7 protein-coding genes are annotated in these 14,188 nt (G+C 73.2%); 6 read left to right on the top strand and 1 reads right to left on the bottom strand.

Annotated features, from left to right (window positions below; translation table 11 throughout):
* Positions 1–164: 164 nt before the first annotated feature.
* The 3 genes from K7640_RS09600 to ppc all read left to right on the top strand — a co-directional run bounded on the left by K7640_RS09600 (position 165) and on the right by ppc (position 4,983).
* A complete protein-coding gene (locus tag K7640_RS09600; protein ID WP_222954403.1) occupies positions 165–857 on the top strand; it encodes a cyclase family protein in 693 nt (230 codons plus the stop codon).
* 170 nt (positions 858–1,027) lie between these two features.
* Positions 1,028–2,068, top strand: coding sequence for a hypothetical protein (locus K7640_RS09595; RefSeq protein ID WP_222954402.1), 1,041 nt, complete (start codon positions 1,028–1,030; stop codon positions 2,066–2,068).
* A gap of 128 nt (positions 2,069–2,196) precedes the next feature.
* On the top strand, positions 2,197–4,983 hold the full coding sequence (gene ppc, locus K7640_RS09590) for a phosphoenolpyruvate carboxylase (RefSeq protein ID WP_222954401.1): 2,787 nt from the start codon (positions 2,197–2,199) through the stop codon (positions 4,981–4,983).
* Positions 4,984–5,071: 88 nt separating this feature from the next.
* On the opposite strand, the gene K7640_RS09585 is transcribed toward ppc, so the two are convergent.
* Entirely contained in the window at positions 5,072–5,884 is an 813-nt protein-coding gene (locus K7640_RS09585; RefSeq protein WP_222954744.1) for a hypothetical protein, read from the bottom strand.
* A gap of 58 nt (positions 5,885–5,942) precedes the next feature.
* Between K7640_RS09585 and K7640_RS09580 the strand changes: the two genes are divergently transcribed.
* The 3 genes from K7640_RS09580 (at position 5,943) to K7640_RS09570 (ending at position 14,118) form a co-directional block, all read left to right on the top strand.
* A complete protein-coding gene (locus K7640_RS09580; protein ID WP_222954400.1) occupies positions 5,943–7,139 on the top strand; it encodes a DNA recombination protein RmuC in 1,197 nt (398 codons plus the stop codon).
* Between the two features lie 134 nt (positions 7,140–7,273).
* Positions 7,274–10,588: a S8 family serine peptidase gene (locus tag K7640_RS09575; RefSeq protein WP_222954399.1), complete on the top strand. Its 3,315-nt coding sequence runs from the start codon at positions 7,274–7,276 to the stop codon at positions 10,586–10,588.
* A gap of 299 nt (positions 10,589–10,887) precedes the next feature.
* The gene (locus K7640_RS09570) at positions 10,888–14,118 is read left to right on the top strand and encodes a S8 family serine peptidase (RefSeq protein ID WP_222954398.1); all 3,231 of its coding nucleotides are present in this window, start codon (positions 10,888–10,890) and stop codon (positions 14,116–14,118) included.
* Positions 14,119–14,188: the final 70 nt, after the last annotated feature.

Raw genomic sequence — 14,188 nt, 5'->3', positions numbered from 1 at the left:
TTCGGGGGGGCCCGGGAGCCCGCTCCCCCGGGGCCGCACCCCCGGCGCCAGCCGGTCGCCGGGCACCCAGGACGGCGCCGTACGTGACGCACCCCCCTGCCCCGCGTACGGCGCCGCTCCGGATCGCCCTTGACCGATGGCTCGGCCCGTGGTCGAGTGCCGGCATGGACCGACGTGCGGGGGCCGGGCGGCGACTGGTCGAGCTGAGTCATGTGATCAGCGACGGGATGACCACCTATCCGGGCTGGCCGGGCCCGACGATCCGGGAGTGGTTGACCCGCGAGGCGTCCCGCGCCAACTACGCGCCCGGCACCGAGTTCCACGTCGGCGAGATCACCATGATCGGCAACACCGGCACGTACGTCGATATGCCCTCGCACCGCTGGGCGGGCGGCGTCGACCTCGGCGGGATGCCGCTGGACCGGCTCGCCGACCTGCCCGGCCTGCTGGTGGCGCTGCCCGAGGGGACGCGGGCGGTGGACCTGGCGCTGCTCGCGCCGCACGAGGTCGCCGGCCGGGCGGTGCTGCTGCGTACCGGCTGGGACGCCCACTTCGGCACCGACCGGTACGGCGACCCCAGCCACCCGTACCTGACCGGCGAGGCCGCCGAGTGGTTGGCGGCGGCGGGCGCGGCCCTGGTCGGCATCGACTCGGTCAACATCGACGACAGCAGCCCGGCGGCCGAGGGGCGCCGGCCCGCGCACAGCGCGCTACTGGGCGCCGGCATCCCGGTGGTGGAGCACCTGACCAACCTGGACGCGCTGCCGGTGGACGGGTTCCGGTTCACCGCCGCGCCCCCGATGATCGCCGGCATGGACAGCTTCCCGGTCCGCGCCTTCGCCGTGATCGAGGGCTGAGGCAGCCCCCGGCCGCCCCGCAGCCCGCAGAGGCGGCAGATCTTGGCGACTTACCGTTCGCAGCTGACGACAACTCGCCAAGATCTGCGAGGTGGGGCGTGGGAGTGGTCAGGGGCCCCTGCTATGCGGAAAGCGTTAATAGGGTGCCCCTCCTTACCTAGGCTGGCGGCGTGGGTGAGGAGTCGGAACGGGTGCGGGACTGGCTGCCGCGTACGGCGGCGCTGATCGTCGGCACCCTGGCGCTGGCCACCGCCTTCATCGCGGCCTACGTCGGCGCCCTGCACAAGCCCAACCCGCACGACCTGCCGGTCGGCGTGGTCCTCGGCGACCAGCCCGCCCAGGCGGTGATGTCCGGCGTCCGGACCAGAACCAACATCATCAAACCCGTCGAGTACGACAGCCAGGGCGCGGCGATCAGCGGGCTCAACGGCCGCGAGGTGTACGCGGTGCTGCACTCCGACCCGGGCGGCGGGCTGGTGCTGGCCACCGCCAGCGCCGCCGCGCCCGCCGCCACCGAGGTGGTCACCGAGGTGCTCACCCAGGCCACCCGGCAGGCGGGGGTGCCGCTCCAGGTCACCGACGAGGTGCCCGTCGCCAGCGGCGACCCGCGCGGCCTCACCCCGTTCTACCTGGCGGTCGGCCTGGTGCTGGGCGGCTACCTGGCCTCCACCGCGCTGGGCGTCTCGCTCGGCACCAGCCCCGGCAACCTGCGCCGCGCCGGCCTGCGGATCGCCACCCTCGCGGTGCACGCCGCGCTGCTCGGGATCATCGCGGCGGTGCTGGTCGGCCCGGTCATGCACGTCTACGACCACAACGTGCCGGCGCTCGCCCTGGTCGGCGCGCTGGCCGCGTTCGCCGCCGGGATGGTGGCCGCCGCGGTGCAGGGCTGGCTGGGGCTGCTCGGCACCGGCCTGGTGATCCTGCTGCTGGTGGTGCTCGGCAATCCCGGCTCGGGCGGCATCTCCGCCCCCGAGTTCCTCCCCGGCTTCCTGCGCGGCATGCACCGGTGGAACGTGCCCGGGCTCACCACGGACCTGGTCAAGTCGGTGGTCTACTTCGACTGGCGGGGCGGGCGCTGGCCGCTCGGCGGGCTGCTGCTGTGGGCCGCGCTCGGCGTGGTCGGGCTGCTCACCGCGACGGCCTTCCACGCCCACCGGCGGGCCGCCCGGAGCCGGCCCGGCCCGGCCGGCGAGCGGCCCGCCGATGGCTGAGCGGGCGGCCGGCTCGCGCAGTGTGCCCGGCGCGACAGCACGGGGCCCTTCCGCTCATCGGGGGCGATCTGGATACGATCGACGGAGTCGGACAGCGCTGTCCTTCGTACTGACGTGAGGAGCGCGACGTGACCGACCAGCACGACCACGACGGCCCCGACGCCGCCCTGCGGGCCGACATCCGCCGGCTCGGCACCCTGCTCGGGCAGACCCTGGCCCGCCAGGAGGGCCGCCCGCTGCTCGACCTGGTCGAGGAGATCCGCGCCCAGGTACGCTCCGACGCCCCGGCCGCCGCCCAGCGCCTCGGCGGCCTCGACGTCACCACCGGCACCAAGCTGGCCCGGGCCTTCTCCACCTACTTCCACCTGGCCAACATCACCGAGCAGGTGCACCGGGCCCGCGACCTGCGCCGGCGCCGGGCCACCCACGGCGGCTGGCTGGACCAGGCGGCCAAGATGATCGCCGAGCGCGGGGTGCCGGCCGAGGAGATCGCCGCCGCCGCCCGGCGGCTCGCCGTCCGCCCGGTCTTCACCGCCCACCCCACCGAGGCGGCCCGCCGGTCGATCCTGTCCAAGCTGCGCGCGATCGCCGACGAGCTGGACGCCGAGACCGCCAACGCCATCCTCTACGGGGCCAGCGACGAGGGGCCGGCGAACCGGCGGCTCGCCGAGCTGCTCGACCTGATGTGGCAGACCGACGAGCTGCGGCTGGACCGGCCGGACCCGACCGACGAGGCCCGCAACGCCATCTACTACCTGCGCGACCTGCACGCCGAGGCCGCCCCGCAGGTGCTCGACGACCTCGCCGACACGCTGCGCACCCTCGGGGTGGAGACCTCGCCCACGGCCCGGCCGCTGACCTTCGGCACCTGGATCGGCGGCGACCGGGACGGCAACCCGTTCGTCACCCCGCTGGTCACCCGCGAGGTGCTGGCGATCCAGCACGAGCACGGCATCGCCGCCACCGAGACGGCGATGGACGAGCTGATCAACGAGGTCTCCGTCTCCCGCCGGCTGCGCGCCGTCTCGCTCGACCTCTCCGCCAGCCTCGCCGCCGACCTGGACGCCCTGCCCGAGGTGGCGCCCCGGTTCCGCCGGGTCAACGCCGAGGAGCCGTACCGGCTCAAGGCCCGCTGCGTGAAGGCGAAGCTGGCCAACACCCGGGAGCGGCTGCGCGCCGGCACCCCGCACGTGCCGGGCCGCGACTACCAGGGGTCAACCGAGCTGATCGCCGACCTGGAGCTGCTGCGCGCCTCGCTGGCCCGCAACTCCGGGCAGCTCACCGCCGTCGGCCGGCTCGCCTCGACGATCCGTACCGTCTCCGCGTTCGGCCTGCACCTGGCGACCATGGACGTCCGTGAGCACGCCGAGGCGCACCACGCGGTCCTCGCCCAGCTCTACGCGGCCGTCGGTGAGGTGTCCGACTACCCGGCGCTGAGCCGGCTGGAACGCACCAAGCTCCTCGCCGACGAGCTGGCCGGGCGGCGCCCGCTCTCCGCGCTGGACACCCCGTTGACCGAGAACGCGCGCAAGACGTTCGACGTGTTCGGCACCATCCGCGAGGCGCAGGACCGGTTCGGCGGCGAGGTGATCGAGTCGTACATCATCTCGATGACCCTCGGCGTGGACGACGTGCTCGCCGCCGTGGTGCTGGCCCGCGAGGCCGGCCTGGTCGACGTGCACACCGGGCGGGCCCGGGTCGGCTTCGTGCCGCTGCTGGAGACCCCCGCCGAGCTGAACGCCGGCGGCGAGCTGCTGGACGAGCTGCTGTCGCTGCCGGCGTACCGGGCGCTGGTGGCCGCCCGCGGGGACGTGCAGGAGGTGATGCTCGGCTACTCCGACTCCAACAAGGAGGCCGGCATCACCACCAGCCAGTGGTCCATCCACCGGGCCCAGCGGGCGCTGCGCGACGTGGCCGCCCGGCACGGCGTACACCTGCGGCTCTTCCACGGTCGCGGCGGCACCGTGGGGCGTGGCGGCGGTCCGACGCACGAGGCGATCCTGGCCCAGCCGTACGGCACTCTGGACGGCGCGATCAAGGTGACCGAGCAGGGCGAGGTCATCTCCGACAAGTACACCCTGCCCGCCCTGGCCCGGGAGAACCTGGAGCTGACCGTGGCCGCGGTGCTCCAGGCCACGCTGCTGCACACCGCGCCCCGGCAGCCCGCCGAGATGCTGGAGCGCTGGGACGCGGCGATGGACGTGGTGTCCGAGGCGGCGTACGGACGCTACCGGTCGCTGGTCGAGGACCCGGACCTGCCGGCGTACTTCTGGGCGTCCACCCCGACCGAGTTGCTCGGCCAGCTGAACATCGGCTCCCGGCCGGCGAAGCGGCCGAACACCGGCGCCGGCCTGTCCGGCCTGCGGGCCATCCCGTGGGTGTTCGGCTGGACGCAGACCCGGCAGATCGTGCCCGGCTGGTTCGGCGTGGGCACCGGCCTGGCCGCCGCCCGGGAGGCCGGGCTGGAGGACGTGCTCGCCGAGATGTATCGCAGCTGGCACTTCTTCCGCACGTTCCTGTCGAACGTGGAGATGATGCTGACCAAGACCGACCTGACCATAGCCCGCCGGTACGTCGAGACCCTGGTCCCGAAGCCGCTCCACCCGATCTTCGCGAAGATCGAGGAGGAGTACGAGCTGACCAAGCGGGAGGTGCTGGCGATCACCGCCTCCCCGGCCCTGCTGGAGGGCTCGCCGGTGCTCCAGCGCACCCTGGCGGTGCGGGACACCTACCTGGAGCCGCTGCACCACCTCCAGGTGGCACTGCTGCGCCAGTACCGGGACTCCGGGGCGGCCGGGCGGGCGGTGGCCACCGCGCCGGGCGGCCGGCGCCCGCCGAGCGACGGCACCGCCCTGGAGCGGGCCCTGCTCACCACCGTCAACGGCATCGCCGCCGGCATGCGCAACACCGGCTGAGGTGTAAGGAGGGGCCCCCTGTTAACGCTTTCCGTATAGCAGGGGGCCCCGCTTAACACCCGCGCCGGGGCAGGGCAGGGCAGGGGCCTTACCAGTCGCCGCCGCCGAAGTCCCCGCCACCGAAGTCGCCGCCGCCCCAGCCGCCGAAGTCGCCACCCCCGGAGAAGTCGCCACCGCCGGAGAAGTCGTTGCCGGCGAAGTCGCCACCGCCGACGTCGTTGCCGGCGTCGCCGTAGTCCTGGCCGTCGCCGAACCCGTCCTGGAAGCCCTCCTGGTAGCCGGCGCCGTAGCCCGGGTCGGCGAAGGCGGGCGAGAAGAGCGCGTCGGCGATCAGAATGCCGCCGACCACGCCGACGCCGGCGCCCAGCGCGGTCTTCCACCACGGGGTGGAATACCAGCCGGCCGGCACGGCACGGCCCTGGTAGCGCCCGCCCGGGTAGTAATACGGTGTGCCGGCGCCCGGCTGCGGGCCGGCCCGGAAGGTCTGCCCCTGCACGTTCACCTCGCGCTCCCGGGTGAGCTGGCCGGCGCCCCGGGCGGCGGCCAGCGGGGGCAGCTCGGGGCCGGGGTCGACGCCCAGCGCGGTACGCGCCGCCCGGATGTACGCCAGCCCCTCCAGCGCGGTCTCCCGGGCCAGCGCGAACTGGTGCGGGGTACGCGCCTGCTCCAGCTGCGAACCGGCCGCGTTGTACCGCTCACCGGCGTCCGCGAGGGCCTGTCGCACCGCCGGGTCGTCGCCGTGCAGGTTCATCAGCTGGCCGCCGAGCCGTTCGTACCACCGCTGCGCCTCGGCCCGGGCGTCCGCGAGCTCGGTGGCCCGGCGCGACCGGCTCCCCCACCGCCAGAACATGAGCGCACCTCCGAGCATCAGCACCAGGACCAGCCACAGCGAACCTTCCACCATGACCTCGAAGGTACCCAGCGAGCGCACGTCGTACCCGTTTGGCAAAGTGCACGGCATGAGCTTCTCGACGCTGGCCGTGGTGGTGCTCTGTCTCGCCGCGGGCGGCGCGTTGGGCTGGTTCGCCGCCCGGTCCCGGTCGGCGGCCGAGGTCGCCCGGTTGGAGGCCACCCTCGCCGCCACCCGGGAGGGCGAGGGCCGGCTGGAGCAGTCGATGCGGGCGTTGAGCTACGAGGCGACCGCCCAGTCGCAGGAGGCGGTGGCCCGGGCGGTGGCGCCGCTGCACGACACGCTGCGCCGCTACGAGCTGCGGGTGGGCGAGCTGGAGCGCGAGCGGGTCGACGCGTACGCCGAGCTGCGCGAGCAGGTCCGGGCGATGAGCACGGTCTCCGGTGAGCTGCGCACCGAGACCAAGCAGCTGGTGGCAGCGCTGCGGGCCCCGCAGGTGCGCGGCCGGTGGGGCGAGCACCAGTTGCGCCGGATCGTCGAGGCCGCCGGGATGCTGGAGCACTGCGACTTCTCCGAGCAGGTCACCGCCGCCACCGACCACCAGGGCGTCCGCCCCGACCTGGTGGTCCGGCTGCACGGCGGCCGGAGCGTGGTGGTGGACGCCAAGGCGCCGTTCGACGCGTACCTGACCGCGATGGAGGCCCGCGACGAGCGGGGGCGGGACACCCACCTCGATGCCCACGCGCGGCACCTGCGGGGGCACGTCGACGCGCTCGCGGCCAAGTCCTACTGGGCGGCGTTCGACCAGACCCCCGAGTTCGTGGTGCTGTTCGTGCCGGCCGACCCGTTCCTGGACGTGGCGTTGCAGCGCGACCCGACGCTGCTGGAGCACGCGTTCGCCCGCAACGTGGTGCTGGCCACCCCGGCCACCCTGGTCGCGCTGCTGCGCACGGTCGCCTACTCGTGGCGGCAGGAGGCGCTGGCCCGCAACGCGGTGGCGGTGCACTCGCTGGCCCGCGAGCTGTACGGGCGGCTGTCCACCCTGGGCGACCACGTGGGCAAGCTCGGTTCCTCGCTGGGCGGTGCGGTGACCGCGTACAACCGCGCGGTGGGGTCGCTGGAGGCCCGGGTGCTGGTCAGCGCCCGCAAGCTCGCCGAGCTGGGCGTCTCCGACGAGGAGCTGGCCAGCCCGGCGCAGCTCGAGCTGGCGCCCCGCCAGCCGCAGGCCCCGGAGCTGGTGGAGGCCGACGGCGCGGCCGGGTCCACATCGGCCGTCCACTCGGCTGAGGGGTTGCGCAGCGCGTGACGACGGTGACGTATCGACGTCACGGACTGGTCACAACCTACTTCGGAGTATCGACATCGACACCGGGCCGCCCAGAGGATCGGCAGCACGCGCGCCCTGTGTCTGAAGGGCCCTGTTCTCTGGAGGAAGAGAACGTGAGTCAACCCCGCAACCGGAGCCGGCGTACCTCCGCCGCGCTCTTCGCCACGGTCCTGGCGGCCGGCGCCATGACCGTCGGGGGTGGCGCCGCCACCGCGAGCGCAGCCCCCACCGCCCCCACCGACGCTGCCGAGCCGACCCCGGTCGAGGTCCTCGGTGCGCACGACGCCAAGCTGTTCACCGAGGCCAAGGCGAAGCACGCCCCGACCGTCACCCTGATCATCGCCGCCAAGAAGGGCTCGGCCGGCAAGGTGGCCGACGGCCTCAAGGGTCTCGGCGCCACGGTCAGCCAGCGCTACGACCAGGTCGGCTTCGTGCTGGCCAAGGTGCCCACCGGCAAGGTCCTGAAGGCCGCCACGCTGCCCGGCGTCTCCGCGGTCGACCTGGACGAGGCCATCCCGCTGCCCGACCCGAAGCCGGAGGCCGCCCCCACCGGTGCGAAGGCCGCCGAGCAGGGCCAGACGCTGGCCGGGCCGGGTGCGGACACCGGCGCCGTCAACCCGTACATGCCGACCAACGAGACGGGCGCGGAGTCCTTCAAGGCCGCCCACCCGACCTGGGACGGCCGCGGCGTCACCATCGGCATCATGGACTCCGGGGTCGACCTGGACCAGCCGGCGCTGCAGAAGACCACCACCGGCGAGCGCAAGATCGTCGACTGGGTCACCGCCACCGACCCGCTGGAGGACGCCACCTGGCGCCCGATGCTCACCGAGGTCAAGGGCCCGAGCTTCACCATCGGCAGCGGCGCCGCCGCGGTCGTCTGGACCGCCCCGGCGGGCACCTACCGGTTCAACACCTTCCGCGAGTCCACCACGCTGGGCAGCGACCCGGCCGGCGACGTGAACCGCGACGGCGACACCACCGACGCCTTCGGCGTCCTCTACAACCCGGCCAACGGCGACATCCGCGTCGACGCGAACCAGAACAACGACTTCACCGACGACGAGGTGATGCGGCCGTACAAGGAGAAGTTCCAGGTCGGCCACTTCGGCACGGACAACCCGGCCACCGCGGTCCGGGAGCAGATCCCGTTCGTGGTCGAGTTCCGCCGCAACGTCGACACCACCCCGGCCGGCGGCCCCGGCCTGGTCGACTACGTCAACATCGGCATCATCGAGAGCACCCACGGCACCCACGTCGCCGGCATCACCGCCGCCAACGACATGCTGGGCAACGGCGCGTTCGACGGCGCCGCCCCCGGCGCCAAGCTGGTCTCCGCCCGCGCCTGCTCCTGGGGCGGCGGCTGCACCTACGCGGCGCTCACCACCGGCATGGTCGACCTGGTGGTCAACCGCAAGGTCGACGTGATCAACATGTCGATCGGCGGCCTGCCGGCACTGAACGACGGCGCCAACGCCCGCGCCGAGCTCTACAACACCCTGATCGACACGTACGGCGTGCAGATGTTCATCTCGGCCGGCAACTCCGGCCCGGGCCTGAACACGGTCGGCGACCCCTCGGTCGCGGCCAACGTGGTGAGCGTCGCGGCGAACATCAGCAAGGACACCTGGCTGGCCAACTACGGCTCGGTGGTCCGCAAGCAGAACGCGCTGTTCAACTTCTCGTCGCGCGGCCCGCGCGAGGACGGCGCCTTCAAGCCGAACATCGCCGCCCCGGGTTCGGCCATCTCCACCGCGCCGACCTGGCAGCCGGGCGGTCCGGTGGCCGAGGCCGGCTACCCGCTGCCCCCGGGCTACCAGATGCTCAACGGCACCTCGATGGCCTCGCCGCAGGCCACCGGCGCCGCCGCGCTGCTGCTCTCGGCGGCCCGGGCCAACGACCAGGCGGTCACCCCGGCCGCGCTGCGCCGGGCCATCTACACCTCGGCCAAGCCGATCGCCGACGTCCCCACGTACGCGCAGGGCTACGGCATGTTCAACGTGCCGGGCGCGTGGAACCTGCTCAAGGCGGGCGTGGCGACCCGGTCCTACACCTCCGAGGCGCCGGTCTGCACCGAGCTCTCCGGCAGCCTGGCGAAGTACAACCGGGACCTGGGCATCTTCGAGCCGAGCCCGAACGTGGGCACCGGCATCCACAACCGCTGCGCCGCCGACCGGGGCGGGCAGAAGGTCAAGGAGAACCGCACGTACGCGGTCAAGCTGACCCGCACCAGCGGGCCGGCCGGCAACATCAAGCACAACGTCGCCTTCCGGGGCAACGACGGCACCTTCTCCGGTCCGGCCAGCGTCACCCTGCCGCTGAACAAGACCGTCACGGTGAACGTCAAGGCCAAGCCGGCCACGGCCGGCGCGCACGGCGCCATCATGACCGTCGACGACCCGGCCACCTCCGTGGTCGACTTCGAGGTCTCCACCGTGGTGGTCGCCGGCAACGAGGTGACCAAGCCGAAGTACTCGTTCACGGCCGAGGGCTCGGTCGAGCGCAACGGCTTCACCTCGTACTTCGTCACGGTGCCGCCGGGCGCGGGTGCGCTCCAGGTGAACCTCTCCGGCATCGCCACCGGGTCGCAGACCCGGTTCATCGCCATCAACCCGTACGGCGTGCCGGTGGACAGCACCGCCAGCACCGGCTGCTACACCAACTTCTCCGACGCCGCCGCCTGCAAGCCGCAGGAGCGGGACTACCAGAACCCGATCCCGGGCGTCTGGGAGATCGAGGTGGAGGCGCGGCGCACCTCGCCGAGCCTGGACAACCCGTTCCAGCTCCAGGCGCGGGTGCAGGGCGTCAAGGTCGAGCCGGCCGTGGTCGAGCTGCCGGCGGTCACCGCCGGTAAGGCCACCCAGGTGAACTGGAGCCTGACCAACACCTTCGGCCCGGTCTCGGTGACCGGCGTCGGCGGCCCGCTGGCCAGCGTGCACGCCGAGCGGCCGACCATCACCGAGGGCACCACGCAGGAGTTCACCGTCGAGGTGCCGGCCGGCGTGTCCAGCTTTACCGCCCGGATCGGCAACCCGGCCAACCCGAGCACCGACCTCGACCTGTACGTCTTCCTGGGCGCCACCCGGGTGGGCTACCAGGCCGACGGTGACTCCGAGGAGGCCGTCACCCTGCTCAACCCGGCTCCGGGCACCTACCGGGTGGTCGTGGACGGGTACGCGGTGGACGGCGCGGGCGGCAGCACCGCGTACGACTACCGGGACTCGTTCGCGTCGGCCGCGCTGGGTTCGGTGAGCGCCCCGGCGACCGCGCTGCCGCTGCCCAACGGCGCCAGCGCGACCCTCACCGGCTCGGTGACCGCCCTGGCCACCCCGGCCGCCGGTCGGGAGCTCTACGGCGACCTGGCCGTCACCACCACCGAGGGCGCGGTCGTCGGCCGCGGCTCGGTGTCCATCGGCGCGGTGAACTGACCGCGTAGCGCACCAGCGGAAGCCCGTCCCCGGCGTGCCGGGGGCGGGCTTCCGCCGTTTCGCGGGGATGGGGCATCCACCGCCCGGCCGGTCGGGATTGGACGATCGACGTCCGGTGCCGACCGTTATCACTTGCCACCCGGCAACTATCGGCGGCACCGTTGCCTAGCAGCCAGTTCACGTAACACGGACCACATCTCCGTCGCTGAATCGGTGACGGCGGTCGACGTGTCGTGACAGCTGGCCGTTACATCCCCCGCCCTGATCCAGGGCACTTGCTCTCCCTCGGAGGAAGAGACGTGAGCAGACCTCACAGCGGACGCGCCCGGAAACCGGTCGCGCTCGTGGCGTCGGCGGTCACCGCCGGCGCGCTGACCCTGGCCTTCGCCGGCAACCCCGCGAGCGCCGAGCCCACCCCCACCGACGTGCTGAAGAGCAGCAGCGTCGGCCTCACCCCCACCGACCAGGAGCGGCTCGCCGAGGCCCGGCAGCAGGGCCAGCGGAGCCTCACCCTGCTGGTCGGCGCCGTCTCCGGCCAGTCCGCCACGGCCGCGTCCGGGCTGGCCGCGCTGGGCGCCACCGTCTCGTACCGGGACGACGACCTGGGCTACCTGCGCGCTGAGGTGCCGACCGACCGCGTCGAGCGGGTCGCCGGGCTGGCCGGCGTGCAGACCACCGAGATCGACGCCGCGACGCCGCTGCCCGACCCGGAGCCGGCGGGCGCCCAACCGGCCACCCCGCAGCCCGCGCCGGGCCAGGCGACGCCGCAGGACAACCCGTACCTGCCGATCCGGGACCTGGGCGCGGTCCGGTTCCAGGCCGACCACCCCACGCTCGACGGGCGCGGGGTTACCGTCGGCATCCTGGACACCGGCGTCGACCTGTCGCACCCGGCGCTCCAGCGGACCACCACCGGCGAGCGCAAGATCGTCGACTGGGTCACCTACACCCACCCGACCGCCGACGGCGACCCGACCTGGGTCAGCATGAGCGCGAACGTGTCGGGGCCGACGTTCACCGGGGGCGGCCGGAGCTGGACCGCCCCCGGTAACCGGTCCTACCGCTTCGGCCTGTTCAACGAGCGGGACGCCCGGCTGGGCGGCGAGGTCGGCAACGACGTCAACCGGGACGGCAACCCGGCCGGCAGCAGCGGCCAGTTCGGCGTGCTCTGGGACGGCGGCAGCAACGTCTGGGTCGACACCGACCAGGACGGCTCCTTCGCCGACGAGAAGGCGATGACCGACTACAAGGTCCGCAACGACGTCGGCACCTTCGGCACCGACAACCCGGCGACCGCGATCAACGAGTCGATGCCGTTCGTCGTCCAGGTCGACGGCAAGAACAAGTTCGTCAACATCGGCATCGTCTCCGGCGCCCACGGCTCGCACGTCGCGGGCATCACCGCCGGCAACGGGCTGTTCGGCGGCGCGATGACCGGTGTCGCCCCCGGCGCCAAGATCGTCTCGGTCCGGGTCTGCCTCTTCGTGGGCGGCTGCACCTCCAGCGCGCTGATCGAGGGCATGATCTACGCCGCCAAGCAGGCGAACGTCGACGTGATCAACATGTCGATCGGTGGCCTGCCGTCGCTCAACGACGGCAACAACACCCGCGCGCTGCTCTACAACCGGCTGATCGACCAGTACGACGTGCAGATGTTCATCTCGGCCGGCAACAGCGGCCCGGGTCTGAACACCGTCGGCGACCCCTCGGTGGCCGAGCGGGTGCTCAGCATCGGCTCGTACGTCACCGACGCCACCTGGCGAGCCAACTACGGCTCCAGCTCCCCGTTCCCGGAGGGCCTGCACTACTACAGCTCGCGCGGCCCGCGTGAGGACGGCGGTTTCAAGCCCAGCGTGATCGCCCCGGGCTCGGCCATCTCCACCGTGCCCACCTGGCAGCCGGGCGGCCCGGTCGCCGGCACGTACCCGCTGCCGCCGGGCTACGCGATGTTCAACGGCACCTCGATGGCCTCCCCGCAGGCCGCCGGGGCGGGCGCGCTGCTGGTCGGCGCGGCCAAGGCGCAGGGCTTCCAGCGCAAGCCGGCCCAGCTCCGGCAGGCCATCATGTCCTCGGCCCGGTTCATCGGCGACACCGGCGCGTACGAGCAGGGCGCCGGCCTGATCGACGTCCCCGCCGCGTACGAGCTGCTGCGCAAGAACATCAAGACGGTCGGCATCACCTCCTCGGTGCCGGTGAACACGGTGCTCGGCGGCTTCCTGGCCAAGCCGGGCCACGGCGTCGGCATCTACGACCGCGAGGGCGTGACCGCCGGCCGGGCGTACACCCGGACGTACACCTTCACCCGCACCACCGGCGGCTCGAACCCCGTCACCTACCAGCTGTCGTGGGTGGGCAACGACGGCACCTTCGCCACCGACGCCTCGGTGTCGCTGCCGTTGAACAAGCCGGTGACCGTGACCGTGCGGATCAACCCGGCCACCCCGGGTGCGCACTCGGCGGTGCTGCGGCTGGACGACCCGGCCACCACCGGGATCGACTACCAGACGCTGAACACGGTGATCGCGCCGTACGCCTTCAAGGCGGACGCGAACTACCAGGTCCAGGTCACCGGCAAGGTGGGGCGCAACCAGTCCCTGCACTACTACTTCGCGGTGCCGGCGAACACCCCGGCGCTGAAGGTCGACCTCACCGGGCCGGACGGCACGGCGGGCACCGGCCAGGCGCGCTTCCTGCGCTACCACCCGTACGGCGTGGCGATCGACGACAACGCGTCGACCTCCTGCTACTCGCCGGCGGCGGGCGCGTGCAGCACCGGTTCGCCGACCAGCCGGACCACCTCCAACCCGCTGGCCGGGGTGTGGGAGGTCACCGTGGACGGTCGGCGCACCTCGGACGCGGAGTGGACCCCGTTCACCCTGACCGCCTCCGTGCTGGGCGCCACGGTCACCCCGAACCCGGACGTGATCGAGTCCGCTCCGCTGGGCGGCACGGTGGCCCGGTCGTACAGCCTGACCAGCTCGCTCGGCTCGTTCACCGGCCGGGCGGTCGGCGGCGGGTCGCTGGGCAGCGCGAAGCGGGGCACGCTCACCATCGCCAACCGCGAGGTGCAGGAGTACGACGTGACGGTCGCGCCGGGCTCGACCCAGTTCCGCGCCACCATCGGCGGCACCTCCGACCCGGGCGCCGACCTGGACCTGTTCGTGCTCGACTGCACGTCCGGGACCTGCGTCGCGGCCGGCCAGAGCGCCGACGGTGACTCGGAGGAGTCGGTCACCATCGGTAACCCGAAGCCGGGCGCCTGGAAGGTCCGGGTCGACGGGTACGCGGTGCCGGCCGGCACCACCACCTACCACTACATCGACGTCTTCACCAACCCGGCCTTCGGCTCGGTGGCGGTGACCGACACCAACGCGGCCCGCCCGACGGGCGCCACCTGGCAGGTGCCGGGCGCGGTGACCGTGCAGGCGGCGCCGGGCAGCGGCCGGGTGCTCTACGGCACCGTCCAGGTGCGTACCGACACCAACATCCTCATCGGCAGCGGCGACGTGATCGTCGAGAACGTCGGCTGAGCCGTACGCGGTGAGCCGGAAGGCCCGTCCCCGGTCGGGGGCGGGCCTTCCGCGCGTTCCGGGGCCGCGG

Origin of the sequence: Micromonospora sp. PLK6-60 (assembly GCF_019890675.1) — a bacterium.
In the GTDB taxonomy this organism is placed as follows: domain Bacteria; phylum Actinomycetota; class Actinomycetes; order Mycobacteriales; family Micromonosporaceae; genus Micromonospora.
The sequence above is the reverse complement of the archived record's forward strand: the minus strand, read 5'-3'. Positions and strand labels throughout refer to the sequence as shown.

Bases quoted from the DNA above. Each gene is read 5' to 3' on its own strand.
- K7640_RS09600 (WP_222954403.1), top strand. From the start codon at position 165: ATGGACCGACGTGCGGGGGCCGGGCGGCGACTGGTCGAGCTGAGTCAT.
- K7640_RS09580 (WP_222954400.1), top strand. From the start codon at position 5,943: ATGAGCTTCTCGACGCTGGCCGTGGTGGTGCTCTGTCTCGCCGCGGGC.